At 66.2% G+C, this 19,444-nt stretch carries 20 protein-coding genes; 16 read left to right on the forward strand and 4 right to left on the reverse strand.

Going from position 1 to position 19,444, the window contains the following annotated elements:
- Together TBU01S_RS23905 and TBU01S_RS23910 are read right to left on the reverse strand one after the other, a co-directional pair.
- On the reverse strand, nt 1–654 hold a 654-nt coding region (locus tag TBU01S_RS23905; protein ID WP_157659143.1), incomplete at its 3' end, for a hypothetical protein.
- 74 nt (nt 655–728) lie between these two features.
- Nucleotides 729–1,160 (reverse strand): hypothetical protein, encoded by a 432-nt coding sequence (locus TBU01S_RS23910; protein ID WP_157659144.1) that lies wholly within the window; start codon nt 1,158–1,160, stop codon nt 729–731.
- A 463-nt stretch (nt 1,161–1,623) separates the two neighbouring features.
- On the opposite strand from TBU01S_RS23910, the gene TBU01S_RS13535 reads away from it, so the two are divergent.
- The gene (locus tag TBU01S_RS13535) at nt 1,624–1,896 is read left to right on the forward strand and encodes a CopG family ribbon-helix-helix protein (protein WP_068637159.1); all 273 of its coding nucleotides are present in this window, start codon (nt 1,624–1,626) and stop codon (nt 1,894–1,896) included.
- A 60-nt stretch (nt 1,897–1,956) separates the two neighbouring features.
- On the opposite strand, the gene TBU01S_RS13540 is transcribed toward TBU01S_RS13535, so the two are convergent.
- Nucleotides 1,957–2,778 (reverse strand): DUF3750 domain-containing protein, encoded by an 822-nt coding sequence (locus TBU01S_RS13540; RefSeq protein WP_068637160.1) that lies wholly within the window; start codon nt 2,776–2,778, stop codon nt 1,957–1,959.
- Nucleotides 2,779–2,987: 209 nt separating this feature from the next.
- Between TBU01S_RS13540 and TBU01S_RS13545 the strand changes: the two genes are divergently transcribed.
- From TBU01S_RS13545 to TBU01S_RS13565, 5 genes are all read left to right on the forward strand, one after another.
- The gene (locus TBU01S_RS13545) at nt 2,988–5,084 is read left to right on the forward strand and encodes a TonB-dependent receptor family protein (protein ID WP_068637161.1); all 2,097 of its coding nucleotides are present in this window, start codon (nt 2,988–2,990) and stop codon (nt 5,082–5,084) included.
- A 6-nt stretch (nt 5,085–5,090) separates the two neighbouring features.
- The gene (locus TBU01S_RS13550) at nt 5,091–5,597 is read left to right on the forward strand and encodes a DUF302 domain-containing protein (RefSeq protein ID WP_088178880.1); all 507 of its coding nucleotides are present in this window, start codon (nt 5,091–5,093) and stop codon (nt 5,595–5,597) included.
- A 156-nt stretch (nt 5,598–5,753) separates the two neighbouring features.
- Nucleotides 5,754–6,251, forward strand: coding sequence for an LEA/WHy family protein (locus TBU01S_RS13555; protein WP_068637162.1), 498 nt, complete (start codon nt 5,754–5,756; stop codon nt 6,249–6,251).
- Nucleotides 6,252–6,305: 54 nt separating this feature from the next.
- Nucleotides 6,306–7,802 carry an AMP nucleosidase gene (locus tag TBU01S_RS13560; protein WP_068637163.1) on the forward strand — a complete coding sequence of 499 codons (1,497 nt, stop codon included), beginning with the start codon at nt 6,306–6,308 and terminating at the stop codon, nt 7,800–7,802.
- Between the two features lie 489 nt (nt 7,803–8,291).
- The gene (locus TBU01S_RS13565) at nt 8,292–9,614 is read left to right on the forward strand and encodes a hemolysin family protein (RefSeq protein ID WP_068637164.1); all 1,323 of its coding nucleotides are present in this window, start codon (nt 8,292–8,294) and stop codon (nt 9,612–9,614) included.
- Nucleotides 9,615–9,753: 139 nt separating this feature from the next.
- Here TBU01S_RS13565 and TBU01S_RS13570 read toward each other — a convergent pair whose 3' ends face one another.
- The gene (locus TBU01S_RS13570; RefSeq protein ID WP_068637165.1) at nt 9,754–10,449 is read right to left on the reverse strand and encodes a phosphatase PAP2 family protein; all 696 of its coding nucleotides are present in this window, start codon (nt 10,447–10,449) and stop codon (nt 9,754–9,756) included.
- A gap of 198 nt (nt 10,450–10,647) precedes the next feature.
- Between TBU01S_RS13570 and TBU01S_RS13575 the strand changes: the two genes are divergently transcribed.
- The 10 genes from TBU01S_RS13575 to TBU01S_RS13620 are packed head-to-tail and all read left to right on the forward strand — an operon-like array spanning nt 10,648 to nt 19,360.
- The gene (locus tag TBU01S_RS13575) at nt 10,648–10,890 is read left to right on the forward strand and encodes an acyl carrier protein (protein WP_068637166.1); all 243 of its coding nucleotides are present in this window, start codon (nt 10,648–10,650) and stop codon (nt 10,888–10,890) included.
- Nucleotides 10,891–10,892: 2 nt separating this feature from the next.
- Nucleotides 10,893–12,140, forward strand: coding sequence for a beta-ketoacyl-[acyl-carrier-protein] synthase family protein (locus tag TBU01S_RS13580; protein ID WP_068637167.1), 1,248 nt, complete (start codon nt 10,893–10,895; stop codon nt 12,138–12,140).
- Nucleotides 12,141–12,156: 16 nt separating this feature from the next.
- Nucleotides 12,157–12,441 (forward strand): phosphopantetheine-binding protein, encoded by a 285-nt coding sequence (locus TBU01S_RS13585; RefSeq protein ID WP_068637168.1) that lies wholly within the window; start codon nt 12,157–12,159, stop codon nt 12,439–12,441.
- The gene (locus TBU01S_RS13590; RefSeq protein ID WP_068637169.1) at nt 12,438–13,109 is read left to right on the forward strand and encodes a COG4648 family protein; all 672 of its coding nucleotides are present in this window, start codon (nt 12,438–12,440) and stop codon (nt 13,107–13,109) included. Before TBU01S_RS13585 ends, TBU01S_RS13590 begins: the two co-directional genes overlap by 4 nt.
- Nucleotides 13,106–14,455 carry an AMP-binding protein gene (locus tag TBU01S_RS13595; protein ID WP_068637170.1) on the forward strand — a complete coding sequence of 450 codons (1,350 nt, stop codon included), beginning with the start codon at nt 13,106–13,108 and terminating at the stop codon, nt 14,453–14,455. Before TBU01S_RS13590 ends, TBU01S_RS13595 begins: the two co-directional genes overlap by 4 nt.
- Nucleotides 14,448–14,753 (forward strand): ApeI family dehydratase, encoded by a 306-nt coding sequence (locus TBU01S_RS23570; protein WP_068637171.1) that lies wholly within the window; start codon nt 14,448–14,450, stop codon nt 14,751–14,753. The genes TBU01S_RS13595 and TBU01S_RS23570 overlap by 8 nt, the downstream gene beginning before the upstream one ends.
- Nucleotides 14,750–15,652 (forward strand): lysophospholipid acyltransferase family protein, encoded by a 903-nt coding sequence (locus TBU01S_RS13605; RefSeq protein WP_068637172.1) that lies wholly within the window; start codon nt 14,750–14,752, stop codon nt 15,650–15,652. The genes TBU01S_RS23570 and TBU01S_RS13605 overlap by 4 nt, the downstream gene beginning before the upstream one ends.
- On the forward strand, nt 15,649–16,218 hold the full coding sequence (locus tag TBU01S_RS13610; protein WP_068637173.1) for a LolA-related protein: 570 nt from the start codon (nt 15,649–15,651) through the stop codon (nt 16,216–16,218). Before TBU01S_RS13605 ends, TBU01S_RS13610 begins: the two co-directional genes overlap by 4 nt.
- Nucleotides 16,215–18,548: an MMPL family transporter gene (locus TBU01S_RS13615; protein WP_068637174.1), complete on the forward strand. Its 2,334-nt coding sequence runs from the start codon at nt 16,215–16,217 to the stop codon at nt 18,546–18,548. The genes TBU01S_RS13610 and TBU01S_RS13615 overlap by 4 nt, the downstream gene beginning before the upstream one ends.
- A 38-nt stretch (nt 18,549–18,586) precedes the next feature.
- Nucleotides 18,587–19,360 (forward strand): polysaccharide deacetylase family protein, encoded by a 774-nt coding sequence (locus TBU01S_RS13620; RefSeq protein ID WP_245650923.1) that lies wholly within the window; start codon nt 18,587–18,589, stop codon nt 19,358–19,360.
- Nucleotides 19,361–19,444 lie beyond the last annotated feature (84 nt).

Below are 19,444 nucleotides of genomic sequence, written 5' to 3' on the forward strand. Positions count from 1 at the left end.
CTGAAGCTTCATAAAGTCGTATGCGAACTCTCCCAAGCCAACTCGTCCTCGCTTTGCCCACTCCCAAGCATCACGATTGGCTAATGCTTCTTCCACCTGATAAATACGATGGTGGCGAAAAGCGCGTTTCAGTGGGTTGTATAGCGCACGTCCAATCTTGGCTTCGACTGAAAGTGCGTAGAGATCGAATTTGAAGTGAAAGCGTTCATGCTCTCGAAGGAATTCGTATGCTAACCGTAGTGACGACCCATACCCCGGATAAACAGTTTCAATTAATTCCTTTACCCGGTTTACACCATGCTCAAGATAGAAAATTCCCCATTTTCCGGGATAGGGGCGAGCGGCAATGTATCGACGTGATTTGTAAAAGGCGTAGACGTCGAGACCGGCTTCCCTAATTCCACCGTCGAGTAGATCACGCTCATCACCGCCAATAGGCGGTGTCTCTCTGTCGGCAAGACGTCTGGTGAGAACCTCAACCATCCATCTGTCTTCGACGGAAATTAGATAATCGTCGTCACTGGCAATCTTAGCCGGGTCGAAACCATCGTGCTCAGGATACTCTGGCCGCGGGAGATCTTGATCTGAGAGATCAGGTTGCGTTGGAATTCGGCTTGATGCTTCTTCAAAATAGCGATCAAGGATATTTGACATCTGCAACCCCTGTTGATTGGTGTTCTAGAGCCTGAGTTAAGCCGTATCGCAAAGCGGCGTCGGCTTGAATGAATTTACTCGACAAGCTTGCGTGCCAGTGCTTGAAGATGTCTTAGGGATGGAAAACGCGAATAACCAGTAAGAGCATCCTCTGGCTCGAAATACTCAAACTGTTTCCCGTCGTAAATCTCACTTGCCTTCTTCAGCAATTTCCACTCATCTTCGGAAAGAATTCTATATTCATTTGGAAGTTCTTCATATGCCTTGAAAATGTCATGCCCATACCTATATTTAACTTCTGGCTGACCCATTTTATTGAGATGAATAGACTTGATGGCTAGCTCAATAGCACGACAGAGCAAGAAATAACGAGCAGGCGAAAAACCATTGCCGGAATAATCCGCTTCGCACTGAAGGTAATGAGCAGCCCATTTCTCAAATGCATCAGGGGCTAGATCAGCGTTAACTCCTTGCCGTCTCAATTTTGCCGACTGCAGATTGCTCACAATGCTTCCCAACGTTTGTAGCACGAGTAGGATGGGTAGAGCGTAGCGAAACCCATCACCCCTGCTCCCCGCAAACGATGGGTTTCGCCTGCGGCTCTACCCATCCTACCCCGGCCGTGCGCGTCGTTCTCGAAGCACCGGTGCTTGATAGGCCATCTCGTCATACACAACTCCGCACCACCATACAGGCGCTACGCGATGAGGCTGTGTGAGTCGTGTATGACGAGATGTCTCAAACCACTTCGGCACGGCCGTTCGTTTCCAGCATAAGTATCGGGCCATGCCTATCGAATCAGATGTGAAGAAATTGGCAGTGCGGCGGATGGGCGCCACATCATGGCCCTGCATCCGAGTGCGGTGGCCCTGCCCCTGAAGCCCGACGATTGCAGCACACCAGCCTGGATGGACTTCAGGGTATGGAGAGCTACTATCACGAGGTATTACTGTGTGATGAGGAGCCGCCATGGCAACGTCTCTCAAGATCGACAACGCGCTGAAAGCTCGCGTCCAGCAACTCGCCAACCAGCGCCGCCGCTCGGCGCACTGGATCATGCTCGAAGCCATCCAGCAGTATGTCGAGCGCGAAGAATCCCGCGAGAGCTTCAAGCAGGAAGCCTTGGCCTCCTGGACTGCATACAAGGAAACTGGCCGTCACCTGACCGGGCAGGAAGTGCGCGACTGGTTGAACACCTGGGGCACCGATGATGAAAAGGCAGTGCCTGAATGCCACAGGTAATCGTTACTGAAGCCGCAGCCGAAGGTTTGGAGCGATGCCGGCGGTTTCTAAACATTTCTTTCAAGGCTGTGATCCTGCCGGGACCGGCTCGGCGGAATTCGGCGCCGCCTCCGCCGTCGGCACGGCGTTGCCGAAACCCAGGCGGCCGATCAGCGGCAGGCGCAGCGCGGGGCGGTTCAGGTCGATGCCGAAGCTGAGCCCGAGCAGGTTGAACTCCAGGCCTTCCTCGATGCCGACCGTGACCCCGAGCAGGCCGTACAGCGAGGCCTGCCAGCCGGTGCCGGAAACCGCGCGCCCGACCGGATGATCCAGCGGCCGCCAGTCCTTGCCGATCGCATTGGCCGGCATGTCGAGCTGCAGCGCCGGCACCTCGCGGCCGATGTGGGCGATGAAGGTATTGCTGTTGGGCCCGGGATAACTGCGGTAGGTGTCGGCATAGGGATAGGAGGCAACCGCGTCCTCGATGCGGTCGATCATCTCATCCACGCCCGCCCCGCGATGCTCGGCGAGCACCGTGGGCACGGCGCCGAACCACAGACCGTCGGCTACCGCATTGTTGCGCCTGACGACCGGGCCGCGGCTGCGGCCCCAGCCGGTCACTTCGTAGCGGGTGTAGGCGGTCTCGCCGCTGCGCTTGAAGATGATCCACGGATGGACGGCGAAATAGCCGCGCCAACCGTAGGTTGCGGCCGCATACACCTGCACGATGGCGGTGTCGGCGAAGGCCGCCGGATCGGGCGCCAGGCCGGCGGAATGGCGCGGCAGCGCGCGCCAGCCGCGCCCGTCCATGCCTTCGGCGCGGGGCGGGTTCGCCAGGCTGATGCCCAGCGGCAGGACCAGGATGAGAGACAGGGCGAGGGCGATACGCTTGAACGGAGGCACGGCGGGGCTCGATGGAAACGGGGCGCACGGGTCGACAGACCGGCGCGCCGGCGGCGAGTTCGCCACCGCCGGACGCGGTGCGGCTTCACGCCGGCCGGCCTAATGAAAATCATGAGGCCGCGCTCACGTTTTCCACGGCGACAGGAGCAGGCACAGGTTCTAGACTGCGGCCATCGCTGCCGCAAGAGCCGCCCGAGGAGACTTCGATCATGGCCCCCCCCTTTTCACTCAGCCTGCCACGGCCCAAGCACCTGCACTGTGCCTTGCTGTGCACACTGGCGGCAACGTCCGCCGCCGCGGCCGACGCCGAACAGACGCTCGGCACGGTGGTCATCACCGGCAGCCGCGTCGAGGCTTCGTCCTTCGACATGCCGTATTCGATCGACGCCGTGCAACTCGGCGGCGCCGCAGAAGGCCTGCGGGTGAACGTCTCCGAAGTGCTCGGCAGCGTACCCGGCGTGGTGGTGCAGAACCGCCAGAACTACGCCCAGGACCTGCAGATCTCGGTGCGCGGCTTCGGCGCCCGCGCGGCCTTCGGCGTGCGCGGGGTGAAGCTGATCGCCGACGGCATTCCCGCCAGCAATCCGGATGGCCAGGGCCAGGCCGCCACCTTCAACCTCGACACCGCCGAGCGCATCGAAGTGCTGCGCGGCCCCTTCGCCACGGTGTATGGCAACCATGCCGGCGGCGTCATCCAGTTGTTCTCGCGCGACGGCAAGGGCGCGCCGCGCATCCGCGGCAGCGTGTACGCCGGCGAGCACGGCACCTACAAGATCGGCATCGGCGCGGAAGGCGAAAAGAACGGTGTCGGTTTCGTGCTCGACGCCTCGCGCTTCGAGACCGACGGCGAACGCCGCTACAGCGCCGCGCGCCGCGACCAGAGCTTCGCCAAGATCACGCTGGCGCCGGATGAGGACAGCAAGCTGACGCTACTGTTCAGCAGCCTGCACCAGCCCGACACCGAGGACCCGCTCGGCGTCACCTGGAACACCTACAAGCGCGACGCGCGGGGCGTCGAGCCGATCGCGCTGCAGTACAAGACCCGCAAGTCGATCGACCACCTGCAGGGCGGCGCGGTGTACGAACGCCGCTTCGGCGAGGACCGGCTGCAGGTCCAGGCTTACGCGGGACAACGCAGCGTCACCCAGTACCAGTCGATTCCCGTCGCCGCGCAGGCCAATCCCCGCCACGCCGGCGGCGTGGTCGATTTCGACCGCGAGTTCCACGGCATCGGCGCGCGCTGGATCATGCAGCGCGGGATCGGCGCCGGCAAACTGACCCTGACCACCGGCGTGGACTACGATCGCGCCGAGGACGACCGCCAGGGCTACGAGAACTTCGTCGGCAGCACTTTCGGCGTCAAGGGCCGGCTGCGGCGCGACGAGACCAACACCGTCACCAGTACCGACCCCTACGTGCAAGCCACCTGGCAGCAGGGCGGCTGGGACTGGTCGCTCGGCGTGCGCCACAGCAACGTGCGCTTCGAGGTGGACGACGATTACATCGTAGGCCCGAACGGCGACGACAGCGGCTCGGTGCGCTACCGCAAGACCACGCCGGCCGTCGGTGTGCTGTGGCGCGCCACCCCACTGCTGAATTTCTATGCCAGTTTCGGCACCGGCTTCGAAACGCCGACGCTGGGCGAGATCGCCTACTCGAACTCCGGCGGCTTCAACCTCGGCCTGAAACCCTCGACCAGCCGCCAGTTCGAACTCGGCCTGAAGGCCTATGTCGGCGAGCGCACACGGCTCAATCTCGCCGCCTTCCAGATCAAGACCAGGGACGAAATCGTCAGCGCGGGCGCCATCGGCGGCCGCACCTCGTACAGGAACGCCAGCAAGACCCTGCGCGAGGGCCTGGAACTCGCGGTCGAGACCGAATTCACCGACAGGCTCAGCGCCCGCGGCGCACTGACGGTGATGCGCGCGATCTACGACGAATCCTTCAACACCGTCGACAGCGGCAACCGGATTCCGGGCGTACCCAGGGTTTCGGCCTGGGGCGAGCTGGCGTGGAAGCCGATGGCCGGACTCAGCACCGCGCTGGAAGCGGTGCATCGCAGCGCGGTCGAGGTCAACGACAGCAACACCGGCAAGGCTGCGCCGTCCTACACGCTGCTCAACCTGCGCCTGGTCGCGGAACAGCAATCCGGCCCCTGGACCTTCAGCCAGCTGCTGAGGCTGGACAACGTCTTCGACCGCAAGCACATCGCCTCGGTCATCGTCGGCGATGGCAACGGCCGCTTCTACGAACCCGGCCCGGGCAGAAATGTGTATGGTGGCGTACAGGCCAGCTACCGCTTCTGAACCCGAGTGAACACGACACGATTACTGCACCCCCGGTACCGGGATCTGCTCCGCCGCGGTACCGGGTTCTTTTTCGCCCTTTTCCTTGCCCTGCAGGCCGGCACGGCCGCGGCAGAGGCTGGTATCGTCACGCGGGAAATCGCCGGTGCCGAATTCGAGGACGTCGCCTTCGCACTCGTCGATGCGATCGCCGCCGAAGGCATCACGCCGCCGACGGTCAGCCAATTCGGCGACATGCTGCAGCGCACCGCGCCGGATCTCGGCCATTCGCCCGCGCTCTTCGACCAGGCCCGCATCTACACTTTCTGCAGCGCCAGCGCCGCCGCGCGCCTGAGCGCCGAATCGCCCCACCACATCGCCCTGTGCCCGCTGTCGATCGCGGTCTATCGGATCGCGGCCGACTCGCCGGAGGTCCATCTCGGCTACCGCCGCAGCGCGTCGACGGCGGGTGGTGTGGCGGTCGATGCCCTGCTCGAGCGCATCGTGGATCGCACCGCCGAGTCGCTGCGCTGACGCCACGCAGCGTCGATGGGTTTCGCCTGCGGCGCGACCTGCGCGGCCCGGCCCATCCGGCATTTGACGCGCAAGACGTCTCCACGCCCGACGCGAAAACCTCAACATTGCGGCGGTTAGAATGGAAGCCGCCCTGTGACCCGCCGGAGCCCACCGATGCCGAACGCCGCCCGCCGCAATCCTCTTCACTGGCTGTCCTGCCTGCTGCTGTGCGTACTGACGCTGGCCGGTTGCGCCAGCCTGGCCCACCGCGAGCCGGTGCGCATCAACGTCGTCGGCCTCGAGCCGCTGGCGGGGCAGGGCATGGAGATGCGTTTCACGCTGAAGCTGCGGGTGCAGAACCCGAACGACGCCGCGATCGACTTCGACGGTCTGGCGCTGGAGCTCGATCTCGACGGCAAGGCCTTCGCCACCGGCGTCAGCGACCAGCGCGGCACCGTGCCGCGCTTCGGCGAAACGGTGGTCAGCGTGCCGGTGAGCGTGTCGACTTCCGCGGTGCTGCGCCAGGCCCTCGGCATGATCGAGGGCCGCTCGATGACCGATGGCGTGCCCTACACCCTGCGCGGCCGGCTGGCCGGCGGCGTGCTGGGCAGCGTGCGCTTCTCGGACGAAGGCCGGCTGAACCTGCCCGACAGACTCAGGGCGCCGCGCTGAACGCCACGCGCCGCCCCCTGTCCATCCGCCTGCACTGCTTCCGGCCCTCCGAGCATGAATACCGCACCCTTCTTCGCCCCCGCCCTGTTCGACGATGCCGCCGCCGCCCTCGACCGCGTGCGCGAGATCCACGCTGCCAGCAGCCGCCACCTGCGCGATGCGCTGCAGCGCTATGTCGCCGGCGAGGACATCGGCCAGCATGTGCGCGCCTGCTATCCGCTGGTACGGATCCGCAGCAACACCGTGGCGCGGGCGGATTCGCGCCTGTCCTACGGCTTCGTCGCCGGCCCCGGCGTGTATGAAACGACGCTGACGCGGCCCGACCTGTTCGCCGACTATTACTTCGAGCAGTTCAGCCTGCTGCTGCGCAACCACCAGATGCCGCTGGAAGTCGGCACCAGCACGCAGCCGATCCCGGTGCATTTCGCCCTCGCCGAAGATGACCATCTCGAAGGCCAGCTCGGCCCCGACCGCCGCCTGCTGCTGCGCGACCGTTTCGACCTGCCGGACCTGGGCGCGATGGACGACGGCATCGCCAACGGCACGTTCGAGCCCGGCCCCGGCGAACCGCATCCGCTGGCGCTGTTCACCGCAGCGCGGGTGGATTACTCGCTGCACCGCCTGCGCCACTACACCGGCACGCGGCCCGAGCACTTCCAGAACTTCATCCTGTTCACCAACTACCAGTTCTACATCGACGAATTCATCGAGCTCGGCCGCGAGCTGATGGCCGATGCCGCCTCCGGCCACAGCTACGAAGCCTTCGTCGAGCCAGGCGAGGTGGTCACCCGCCGCCGCGGCCTGCCGCCCGGCGAGCGCGACGCGCTCGGTGCCGCGCCGCCGCGCCTGCCGCAGATGCCGGCCTACCATCTGGTGCGCGGCGACCGCAGCGGCATCACGATGGTGAACATCGGCGTCGGCCCGGCCAACGCCAAGACCATCACCGACCACATCGCCGTGCTGCGGCCCCACGCCTGGCTGATGCTCGGCCACTGCGCCGGCCTGCGCAACAGCCAGCAACTCGGCGACTACGTGCTGGCCCACGGCTACATGCGCGAAGACCACGTACTCGACGAGGAGCTGCCGCTGTGGGTGCCGATCCCGGCGCTGGCCGAAGTGCAGCTCGCGCTGGAAGCGGCGGTGGAGGAAATCACCCGCTTGTCCGGCTACGAACTGAAGCACGTGCTGCGCACCGGCACCGTCGCCAGCACCGACAACCGCAACTGGGAGCTGCTGCCCTCGCGCGGCATGGACAGCAGCCCGGAACGGCGCTTCAGCCAGAGCCGCGCGGTGGCGCTGGACATGGAGTCCGCCACCATCGCCGCCAACGGCTTCCGCTTCCGCGTACCCTACGGCACCCTGCTGTGCATCAGCGACAAACCGCTGCACGGCGAGATCAAGCTGCCGGGCATGGCCAACCAGTTCTACCGCGAACGCGTCGACCAGCACCTGCGCATCGGCATCCGCGCGCTGGAACGCCTGCGCGAGCAGGGCATCGACCGCCTGCACAGCCGCAAGCTGCGCAGCTTCGCCGAAGTGGCCTTCCAGTGACGTTTTCCGGCGGGCACCTCCCGGCAAGGCCCGCAAGCCGCCCATCACGAAAGGTGACAATTCCCGGCACTTGCGGCATGATTATTTTTCTTCAAACAAATCAAGGGCCAGGCGGGGCCGATAAAAACGGCTCCGCGCTATGAGTCAGCACTCCCTGTCGAACTCCGTTCCGCCCCCTTCCGAGCCGCCTCGCGCCGAGGATGAATCCTCGGCCGACGGCGACTCGACCGGGCGATCTTGCCCCGATCCAGCATCGCCAGCCACGGCCACCCACCGGTCGCCGTTGCGCGTCCCGCCGTATCCGGCCCGTCGGACGCACGCCCTCTCCCTGATGCAGGCCCCGCTCGCATGTCCTGCGCTGCGTGCCGCGCCGCGTGCCGAATTCCGCGCTGATTCCGGCGCCGGAATCGCTCCCCCAATGCCGTCGCTCACTGCATCCGCCCCGGCGCGGATGCACCCGCACGCCTGAACGCCGTACCGAACACTTCAATGGAAATATTCGTCCTCATCGCCCTCATCCTGCTCAACGGCATCTTCGCCATGTCGGAGATCGCGCTCGTCACCGCTCGCCGCGCGCGGCTGGCCAAGCTCGCCGAAGAGGGTGACAACGCCGCCGCCGTCGCCGTCAAGCTCGGCGAGGAGCCGACCCGCTTCCTGTCGACGATCCAGATCGGCATCACCTCGATCGGCATCCTCAACGGCATCGTCGGCGAAGCCGCGCTGGCCGGCCCGCTGGCCAGTTGGCTGCAGACGCTCGGCGTGGAACAGCGCACCAGCGAGATCGGCTCGACGGTGCTGGTGGTGGTGGTCATCACCTACGTGTCGATCGTGATCGGCGAACTGGTGCCCAAGCGCATCGGCCAGATCAACCCGGAAGGCATCGCCCGCCTGGTCGCGCGGCCGATGAACATGCTGGCGATCATCTCGCGCCCCTTCGTGCATCTGCTGTCGAACTCGACCGCGCTGCTGCTGCGCCTGATGGGCCAGCGCGAGATCAACGGCCCGAGCGTGACCGAGGAGGAAATCCGCGCGATGCTCGACGAAGGCTCGGAAGCCGGCATCATCGAGAAGAGCGAGCACGAGATGGTGCGCAACGTGTTCCGCCTCGACGAGCGCCAGCTCGGCTCGCTGATGGTGCCACGCTCGGACATCGTGTGGCTGGACGTCAACCGCCCGCTCGACGACAACCTGACGCTGATGGCCGAATCGACCCATTCGCGCTTCCCGGTGTGCCGCGGCGGCCTCGACGAAATCCTCGGCATCATCAGCGCCAAGCAGCTCTTCAACCAGACCCTGCGCGGCGCCGAAGTCGACCTGACCGAAGCGCTGCAGGCGCCGATCTACGTGCCCGAATCGCTGACCGGCATGGAACTGCTCGACCAGTTCCGCGCCTCCAGCACCCACATGGTGTTCGTCATCGACGAATACGGCGAGGTGCTGGGCATGGTCACGCTGCACGACCTGCTCGAATCCGTCACCGGCGAATTCCAGACCGACAACGCCGAGGAAGCCTGGGCCGTGCAGCGCGAGGACGGCTCATGGCTGCTCGACGGCCTGATCCCGATCCTCGAATTGAAGGACCGCCTGGCGATGAAGAACGTGCCGGAAGAAGACAAGGGCCGCTACCACACCCTGTCCGGCATGATGATGTGGCTGCTCGGCCGCCTGCCCGGCACCGGCGACATCGCCGTATGGGAAGGCTGGCGCTTCGAGGTCGTCGACATCGACGGCAAGCGCATCGACAAGGTCCTGGCCACGCCGGTGCCGGAAGAGATCGAAACGCCGCCCGGCGAAAACGCCGACGGCGAATGAGGAGGCACCAGGGAACCGCAGAAAAAGTCCGTCATGCCCGCGAAAGTGAGCATCCAGTGAATCCCGAGACCTTGAAATCAAAGTCCTTGGACTCCCGCCTTCGCGGAAGTGACGAAAAACACCGAATTGTTCAGGCTCCCTAGATGGCGCCGCCACGCCGCCGGCAGCGCCGCTCCACGTCCCGCAGCGACACCCAGGCGAACAGCAGGCCGACCGCCGCGCCGGCGGCGACGTCCAGCGCCACGTGCTGCCGCGTCGCCATCGTCGACCAGACGATGAGCAGGCAGGCCACCCAGTTCAGCCAATGAAGTGCGACCGGCACCTTCATGCCGCGCAGCATGTGCCGGGACCAGCAAGCGACGAAGACCGCCGAGGCCACATGCAGGGAAGGGCAGGCGTTGCCGCCGGCATCGATACCCTTGACCAGCGCCATGCTCGGGTACAGCGTCCAATCGATGTCCGCCGCCGGCACCTCGGTGGGGAGCAGCCAGAAGACGCCGAGGCAGAACAAGCACAGTGCGGCAACCCAGCAGCCGAAGCACACCAATGAGCGAAAACTGCCCAACAAGGCCGGCATCAAGGACACGTACAGCCACAGCGAGACATAGACCGGCAGCGCCAACTCGGTGAAGGGCACCCAGCGGTCCGGTGCCGTCACCGGCATCACCACCGCCGCGCGCAGAGGGTGCTCCAGCACGCTGAAGTAGCCCCAGAAGAACAGCGCCATGAACAGCGAGGTGCCCACCGCCTTGAGCGGCCAGAGCAGGGCGATCCGACTGGCAATCTGGCGGTACCAAGGCAACGCGCAGGTCGCGTCGGACAGTTGCAGGCGCATGAAAATCGGGCATCGGGAAGGGGCTCCATGGTAGCAAATCGAGTACAGAATTTTCACGGGTGCCGGCGCGGGTAAGTACAATCCTGGCCTGTCTTCGTTTTTTTCTGCACGTGACACGTCTGGCCCGCACCGCTACGCAGAGCCGACGGAGAACAACTGAATTCTTATTACAAACTGTTTCAGCTAAAATCCGCGCTCATGGAATCGATCGAACTCATCCGCGAATTTCTCAAGGACCGCATGGCCATCGACCCCGAAAAGGTCGTTCCGGAAGCCGTCTTGGCAGAGCTTGGCGTGGACTCCCTTAGCATGCTCGAACTAATCTTCGAGTTCGAGGATCGCTTCAAGATCGACGTCCCTGCCGATTCCGAACCGCCCAAGATCGTCGGCGAAATGGTGACACTGATGGACAGCCTGATCGCCGCTTCGCAGCAGTCCTGACGATGACGCAGCGACGCGTAGCCATCACCGGCCTCGGCCTGGTCAGCCCCTATGGCGGCGGCCTCGACGACTTCTTCGCCCGCCTGTGCCGCGGCGAATCCGCCATCCGCCAACTGGTCACCGGCGACGTGCCGCGTCCGCTGTCGATGCCCTTCGTCAGCTGCCTGGACTTCGATGCCGACGGCACGCTCGGCAGGCCGCTCGCGATCATGATGGATCGCTTCGCACAGCTCGCGATGGCAGCCACCTTCTCGGCCTGGGACGACGCCGGACTGGCACGCACCACGGATGGCGAGAACCGCGACTCCTGGGGCTGTGCCTGGGGCACCTCGCTCGGCGGCACGCTGGCCTTCGAGCGCGGCTACCGCGAAATGTGGCTGAACGGCCGCAGCCGCCTGCCCCCCTCGTCCGTCGTCATCGGCATGCACAACGCGGCCAACGCCCACATCTCGATCCAGCTCGGCCTCGGCGGCATCAGCATGAGCCATGCGGTCGCCTGCGCCTCGGCCTCGATCGCCATCGGCGAAGCTTTCCGTCGCGTGCGTTCGGGCGAGGCGACGGTGATGCTGACCGGCGGCTCCGACACGCCGCAAGCCTATGGCGTCGCCGCAGCCTGGGAAGCATTGCGGGTGCTCGCTCCCGGCGATGCCGACAGCGCTCCGCGCGCCTGCCGCCCCTTCTCCACCAACCGCCAGGGCCTGGTGCTCGGCGAAGGCTCTGCCGCGCTGGTGCTGGAAGACTGGGAGCACGCCCGTGCCCGCGGCGCCCGCATCCACGCCGAGTTGGTCGGCTACGGCACCAGTTGCGACCACAACCACCTGGTCAGGCCCAGCGCCGAAGGCCAGGTCCGCGCGCTGAACAACACCTTGGCCGACGCCGGGCTCGGCACCGCCGAGATCGACTACGTCAACGCCCACGGCACGGCGACAGCGGAAGGCGACCCGATCGAGATCTCTGCGCTGAAGACCGTTTTCGGCGAACACGCCGGCGAAGTCGCGGTCAGCGCGACGAAATCCATGCACGGCCATCTGCTCGGCGCCGCCGGCGCCATCGAGGCCATCGCCACAGTGATGGCGCTGCGCGAGCAGACCGCCCCGCCCACCGCCCACCTCGACGACATCGACCCCGCCTGCGCCGGGGTCGATCACGTCACCACTGCCAGCGCCCGTCCCCTGCGGGCCGCACTGTCCAACTCCTTTGCCTTCGGCGGCAGCAACGCAGTGCTTGCGTTCCGCGCCGTCGAACGCTGAACCCGGAAAGAAGCCCATGTCCTCGACGCCCACGCCCGAAGCTGTTGATGCCCTGCTGCCCGAAGTCGCCCAGTTGATCGTCGAAGCCCTCAACCTCGAAACGGCGGCCGAAGAGATCGAAGCCGGCGCACCGCTGTTCGGCGACGGCCTCGGGCTCGACTCGATCGACGTACTCGAAATCGCGCTGGAAGTCTCCAAGCGCTATGGCTTCCAGCTGCGCTCGGACGACGAGAACAACGTCCGCATCTTCGCTTCGCTGCACGCCCTGACGACACACATCGTCGCCAATCGAAGCAAATGAGGTCTGCGGACACGGCCGATCTGCTGCGCGGCCTGGCCATGTTGCCGCTGTTGGCCGTTTGGGCGCTGGCCTCGCATTACAGCAGCGCGGGCGATGTCCACCCCGCTTTCGGCGCCGTACTCGGCGTCGCACCGCTGGTGATCGCCACAGTGCTGTTGCTGTGGCGCATCCCGTCCGCGCCGCTGCGCTACGCTGCCTGTGCCGCTGGCGTGGTTCTGCTGGTGTGGCTGTGGCCGCAGTTGCTGCACAACATCGCGCTGCTCTATTACCTCCAGCATCTCAGCAGCCACGTCGCGCTCGGCATGGTGTTCGGCCATACCCTGATCGGCCCCGGCGAAGCGCTGGTCACTCAGCTCGCCCGCGCCATCCAGCCCGACGGCCAGCTCTCCGCACGCCAGATCCGCTACACCCGCCAGGTCAGCATCGCGTGGACGGCCTTCTTTTTCGGCAATGCGCTGCTGTCGACGCTGCTGTTCGCCTTCGCCCCCACCGCCGTATGGTCGATCCACGCCAACCTGCTGACCGGGCCACTGATCGGGCTGATCTTCCTGATCGAATACCTGGTCCGCTTGCGCGTGCTGTCGGTGGAAGAGCGCCCGGGCTTCGTTTCCGCGATCCGCGCCTGGCGCAACGCACCGCAATCGAAAACCTCCAGAACCGTTTCATGAATCACCGCCTGCCCCTGTTCACCCGCCACCATCCGGACGACATCCTGGCCTGGCGCAGCGACGGCCCGGTCAGCGTGCACCGCTTCCTCGCCGAAGCCCACGCCCTCGCGGCCAGGCTGCCTGCCGGCGACTGGCTGCTCAACGTGTGCAGCGACCGCTACCGCTTCGCCGTCGGCTTCGTCGCTGGCCTGCTGGCGGGCAAGACCAGCCTGCAGCCTGCATCGCAGACCCCTGGCACGCTGGCCGACATCGCCGCCCGCCATCCCGGCACCTGCTGCCTGCGCGACGACGGCTTCGCCGCCGCCGGCGAGCTGCCCTGCATCGACTTCCCCGAACTGGCACCTTCCTCCGCACACGAAGCCGCCGCAGCGGAAATGCCCGAGATCGACGCCGGGCGGATCGTCGCCATCCTGTTCACCTCCGGTTCCACCGGCAAGCCGCAGGCCCAGCACAAAACCTGGGGCAGGCTGGTCGCCAACGCCCAGGCCGGCGCCGATCGTCTCGGCCTGAACGAAGCGCCGATGAACATCGTCGCCACCGTGCCCGCCCAGCATAGCTACGGCTTCGAATCGAGCTTCCTGCCCGCCTTCCATGGCGGCAGCCCGTTCTGGGCCGGCAAACCTTTTTATCCGCAGGACGTCGCCAACGCACTCGCCGCCGTACCCCGGCCCCGGCTGCTGGTGACGACGCCCTTCCACCTGTCGACTCTGCTCGATGCCGGTATCCCGCTGCCGGGAATCGACGTGATCCTGTCGGCCACCGCGCCACTGTCCACCAAACTCGCCACCCGCGCCGAAACCCGCTGCAAGGCGCCGGTAATGGAAATCTACGGCTCGACCGAAAGCGGCCAACTCGCCAGCCGCCGCACCACCGACGGCCCCCATTGGACGCTGCTGGCCGGCGTGTCGCTGGCGCAGTCCGGCGACACCACCACCGCCAGCGGCAGGCACGTCGAAGGCGAAGTGCCGCTGGGCGACATCATCGAATGCCTGCCGGACGGCCGCTTCATCCTCACCGGTCGCCATGCCGACATGATCAACATCGCCGGCAAGCGCACGTCGCTGGCCTGGCTCAACCACAAGCTCTGCGCGCTGCCCGGCGTGCGCGACGGCGCCTTCTTCCTGCCCGACGTTGTGCCGGAACGGCACATCACCCGACTGGCCGCCTGCCTCTGCGCGCCCGGCATGGATCGCACCCAGGTACTGGCGGCGCTGCGGCCGCACATCGACCCGGCATTCATGCCGCGCCCGCTGATCCTGTGCGATTCGCTGCCGCGCAACACCACCGGCAAGCTGACGCGCGACGCCCTGCAGGCGCTGCTGACCAGGTCGAAGAAAGATGTCTGACACCGCCATCGTCTTCAATTGGGCAGTGCCGGCCGACCATCCCGCCTTTGCCGGCCACTTCCCCGGCAAGCCGATCCTGCCCGGCGTGGTACTGCTCGACCGCGCCCTGCTGCTGGCCGAAGCCGCCTTTCCCGGCAAGGCCATCCGGCAGATCGGCAACGCCAAATTCCTCAGCCCGGCCGCCCCTGGCGAACACCTGCGCTTCAGCTTCCGCCCGGGCGGGCGCGGCAGCATCGCTTTCGAGGTCGACTGCACCGGCCGCATTGTCGCCAGCGGCAGCCTGATACCTGCGTCATGACGGCGGGCAGCGGTGACTGGCGCCGGCAGCAAGAGCGCAGCAACCTCGCCATCCTGCGGCTGATGGTGTGGATTTCACTGACCTTCGGCCGCGGTATCGGCCGCATCGTGCTGCGTAGCATCGCCGTCTGGTATCTGCTGCTGGCGCCCCGCGCTCGCCGCGCCAGCCTGGACTACTTGGGCCGGGTGCTGGGCCGCAAGCCCGGCTGGCGCGACAGCTACCGCCACATCTTCAGCTTCGCCAGCACGATCCACGACCGCGTCTATCTGCTGAACGACCGTTTCGACCTGTTCGACATCGAAATCGTCGGAGCCGAAGCCTTGCAGGCTGCGCTTGCCCGCCAGCCGGGTGCGCTGCTGGTCGGCGCCCATTTCGGCAGTTTCGAAGTACTGCGCGCCGTGGGGCAGCGCCAAGCCGGACTCAAGGTGGCGATGCTGATGTACGAGGAAAACGCCCGCAAGATCAACAGCACGCTGAAGGCGATCAACCCACGCGCCGACGAGGACATCCTGCCGCTCGGCCGCTTCGATTCGATGCTGGCCGCACACGATCGTCTGGAACAAGGCTATCTGGTCGGCATGCTCGCCGATCGCGGCTTAGGCGACGATGCCCGCCTCCCATGCGACTTCCTCGGCCAGCCCGCTGCCTTCCCGGTCGGGCCGTGGCGGATGGCGGCGATGCTGCGGCGTCCGGTATTCTTCATGGCCGGCTTGTACCTCGGCGGCAACCGCTATCAAATACACTTCGAACCGCTGGCGGACTTTTCCGCAGTCGGGCGCGGCGAACGCGACGCGGCGATGCAGGCTGCGGCCCGCGCCTACGCCGAGCGGCTGGCGGACTTCTGTCGGCGCGCGCCCTGCAACTGGTTCAATTTCTTTCCTTTCTGGCATCAAGAATGATCAAGCTCCTGAGCACCGGACTGCTGCTGGGCCTGCTCGGCTTCCCGGCCTTCGCCGCCTTCGACATCGCGCAGTTGATGGAAGCGCTCGCCAGTCATCCGGGCGGCAAGGCCAGCTTCGTCGAAACCCGCCACCTCGCGCTGCTCGACGCCCCGCTCGTGTCCCGCGGCGAGATGCGCTATTCACCCCCCGACCGGCTGGAAAAGCGGACCCTCGAACCGACGCCGGAAACCCTGATCCTCGACCATGACCGGCTGACGCTGGAGCGCGGCAAGCAGAAGCTCTTGATCGACCTCGCCAGCCAGCCGCAGGCGATGGCCTTCGTCGACAGCATCCGCGGTACGCTGGCCGGCAAGCGCGAGGCACTGGAACGCAATTACGCCCTGCACCTGGCCGGCAGCGCAGACGACTGGACGCTGAGCCTGCACCCGAGTGACCCGCAGATCGCCGAGTTCGTGCTGCGCATCGACGTCAGCGGCAGCGGCGGCCAGGTCACCACGATCGAATACCTGCAGGCCGACGGCGACCGCTCCAGCATGCGCATCACGCCGCTCGACACACCATGAAAAGCCCCGCCCTGCGCGCCTTCCTGATCTGGCTGGCGGCAACGCTCATCGGACTGTTCATCGCCCTCAACAGCCGCTTCTCCGCCGACATGAGCTTCTTCCTGCCGTCGAAGCCGACGCCGGAGCAGCAGGTGCTCGTCGAACAGCTCAAAACCGGCGCCGTCACCCGGATGCTGATGCTCGCCATCACCGATGGCGAAGCCAGACAGCGCGCCGCGGTATCGCGCGAACTGCACCGCCACCTGGTCGACAGCGGCCTGTTCGTGTCGGTGCAGAACGGCGACAGCAAGCGCCTCGACGCCGACCGCGACCTGCTGATCGCCCACCGCTACCAGCTCAGCCCGGCCATCGCACCGGGGCGCTTCACCGTCGACGGCCTGCGCAGCGCCATCGCCGACAGCATCGGCATGCTGGCCTCGCCCGCCGGCGTGTTGCTCAAACCCTTCTTCACCCGCGATCCGACCGGCGAAGTGGTCGAACTGCTGACCGGCCTCGGCAACCCGCGCCAACCGGCCAGCCGTGAAGGCGTGTGGGCCTCGCGCGACGGCGAGCGCGCGATGCTGATCGTGCAGACCCGCACCGACGGCGCCGACACCGACGGCCAGGAAACCGCCATCAATACCATCCGACAGGCTTTCGACAACAGCGCCCAGGCCGTAGGCATCAGCGGGCTGGGTTTGACGCTGTCCGGCCCTGGCCATTTCGCCGTCCAGTCGCGCGGCAAGATCAAGCAGGAGATCTTCACCCTCAGCCTCATCAGTAGCACTGCGATCATTTTCGTACTGGCGCTGGTGTATCGCCGTCCACGTCCTATCGTCCTGAGCCTGCTGCCAATCATCAGCGGCATCGTCGCCGGCGTCGCCGCGGTCGGCCTCGCCTACGGCACGGTGTTCGGCATCACCGTCGGCTTCGGCGCAGCACTGATCGGCGAGTCGGTGGACTATTCAACCTATTACTTCATGCAGTCGGGCCGGCTCGGCCTCGCCACCTGGCGCGAGCGTTTCTGGCCGACCATCCACCTCGGCGTCACCACCTCGATCTGCGGCTTCGGCTGCCTGCTGCTCTCCGGCTTTCCCGGCCTCGCCCAGCTCGGTCTGTACTCGCTGGCCGGCGTCGGCGCCGCCGCGCTCGTCACCCGCTACACGCTGCCGCACCTGGCCGGCTCGATCGCGCCGGTCAACGTTTCGCCGCGCATCGACCAAGGCATCGACCGCGCCATCGACTGGCTGCAAAAGCTGCGCTGGCCAGTGCTGGCTCTGGCACTGGTCGCCACCGTCTGGCTGGCCAGCGAGCGCGACGAGCTCTGGCACCCCGACCTGTCGGTGCTGAGCACCGTCAACGAAGAGGAAGCCCGCCTCGACGGCGACCTGCGTGCCGACCTCGAAGCCCCTGATTCGCGCTATCTGGTCGTCGTCAACGGCCCCGACCGCGAAGCCGCACTCGCAGCCGCCGAACGTGCCGGCCGCGAACTCGACAAGCTGGTCGAGGCCGGCGTGATCGCTGGCTACGACAGCCCGGCCCGCTTCCTGCCCAGCCAGGCCACCCAGTTCGCGCGCCGCGCCGCGCTACCCGAGCCGGATCAGCTTCGCCAGCGGCTGGAAACGGCGCTGGCAGACTTGCCGCTGTCGGCCAGCCGCCTGGATGCCTTCATCGCCGACATCGCCGCCGCCCGCACAGCGCCGCCGCTGACCCGCGACGACCTCGCCGGCAGCAACCTCGCGCTCGCCGTCGATGCACTGACGCTGCAGCGCAAGCAGGGCTGGAGCGTGATGCTGCCGCTGCACCCCACCGAAGATGCCGATTTCTACATCCCGACCGAGCGCGTCCGCACCGCGCTGGCCGGCACCGGGGGCCTGTTCATCGACCTCAAAGGCGAGTTCGACAAGCTGTACGGCTCCTACCTCAGCGAAGCCATCGTGCTGTCGCTGGCGGGCGTCGCCGGCATCCTGCTGATGCTGGCCTGGAGCCTGCGTTCGCCGCGCCGCGTCGCCACCGTGACGCTGCCGCTGATCCTCGCTGTCATCTTCGTCATCGCCGGCCTGCACCTGCTGGGCGAACGCCTGCACCTGCTGCACCTGATCGGCCTGCTGCTGATCGTCGCGGTCGGCTCCAACTACACCCTGTTTTTCGACCGCGACGCCCGCCAGCCCGAGCCTGCACCGGAAATCCGCGCCTCAATGGGCATCGCCACACTGACCACCGCAATGGGCTTCGGCACCCTCGCGCTGTCGTCGGTGCCGGTGCTCAAGGCCGTCGGCCTCACCGTCGGCCCCGGCGCGATCATTTCGTTGCTGCTGGCGGCGATGTTCGTGCCGCGCTCCCAGCACTGAAGCCACCTACCATGCCCCGCCGCTGGATACCTTCCGCCATGCTCAAAGCCAGCCTCGCCGTACACGGCGGCGCGGCGCTGGGCCTGCTCGCCTCGCCCGGCCACTGGCCCTGGGCGGTCGGTGCGCTGGCGGCGAACCACGCCGTGCTCACCACCGCCGGCCTGCTGCCGCGCTCGCAACTGCTCGGCCCCACGCTCACCCGCTTGCCGCCCGCAGCGGCGGCACTGGGTCAGATCACGCTGACATTCGACGATGGCCCCGATCCCGAGATCACGCCCCAGGTGCTCGATCTGCTCGATGCCGCCGGTGCGCGCGCCAGCTTCTTCTGCATCGGCTGGCGCGCGCGCAAGCATCCCGCGCTGTGCCGCGAGATCGCCGAGCGCGGCCATCACGTCGAGAATCACGGCGACGCCCACTCCAACGTCTTCTCGCTGTTCGGTCCGGGCCGGATGCGCGCCGACATCAGCGCCGCCCAGGCCACGCTCGCCGACATTACCGGCCGCGCGCCGCGCTTCTTCCGCGCCACCGCCGGGCTGCGCAATCCTTTCCTCGATCCGGTGCTCGCTCGGCTCGACCTGCACCTGGCGGCATGGACGCGGCGCGCCTACGACACCCGCTGCGCCGACCCCAATACGGTCTACCGCCGCCTCGTCCATTGTCTCGGCTCCGGCGACATCCTGCTGATGCACGACGGCAACGCCCGCCGCGACGCCGATGGACAACCCATCATCCTCAGCGCGCTGCCACGCATCCTAGCTCGGCTGGCCGAGTATCCGCTCACCACCGTGCCACTCGGTGACGCCTACCCATAATCGTGGTGGCTCGCAGCGCGCGAGTTGTATGCTGATATCACGCCATAAGATGCGATCGCATCCATATCTTCCAAAAGAAAATGG

Source organism: Thauera butanivorans NBRC 103042, from assembly GCF_001591165.1.
Classification (GTDB): domain Bacteria; phylum Pseudomonadota; class Gammaproteobacteria; order Burkholderiales; family Rhodocyclaceae; genus Thauera; species Thauera butanivorans.